Here is a 641-nt window from a genome sequence, read left to right as displayed (position 1 = left end):
TAGCACAGCCTTTTTCTAGGCTGAACCTTGAGCACTACTTCTACTTAGGCGAACCACTGGTTCCATGCTTGCTTCACCCATTCTCTTTCTGCAACAAACTTATCTTCAACCACATCTGCATCCAAATTAAGCAGATTTCTGTGGTGTATTTCGTTACGCATCGTCGTGTACGCGCGTATCAGTTGCATCGCTTGGTCTTCCTCCATGACACCTTGAGCAATTAGCGTTTCATATATTCGGACATTGTCACACCAACGCGTAAGCTTAGGTTTCTCGTGACTATAGTTAAGCACCAAATATTGAGCCAGAAATTCGATATCGGTAATACCACCGACGTCTTGCTTGATCATGAAGCGACCAGATTTCTTACCACCTAAATGATCGCGCATTTTTTCGCGCATCTCGACGACTTCTTTTTTCAACGTTTGCTCATCACGCGGTTTACACAACACATCATGACGAGTGTTATGGAAAGCAATCGCCAATGGTTCATCACCATAAATCATGCGAGCGCGCACTAAAGCTTGATGCTCCCAAGTCCACGCATCTTGATGTTGATAATCATCAAACGCATCGGTTGGACTCACCAACAGGCCGGACGCCCCAGAAGGACGTAAGCGAGTGTCCACTTCGTATAGAAT

Annotated in this window: 1 pseudogene; it reads right to left on the bottom strand. The window is 45.6% G+C overall.

Annotation, left to right across the window (positions count from 1 at the left end):
- Window positions 1-44: 44 nt before the first annotated feature.
- A pseudogene (locus R7044_RS26090) lies at window positions 45-641 on the bottom strand (bifunctional glutamine synthetase adenylyltransferase/deadenyltransferase); the annotation flags it as partial.

The sequence above is a fragment of the Vibrio sp. 1402 genome (assembly GCF_033340275.1).
The sequence above is the reverse complement of the archived record's forward strand: the minus strand, read 5'-3'. Positions and strand labels throughout refer to the sequence as shown.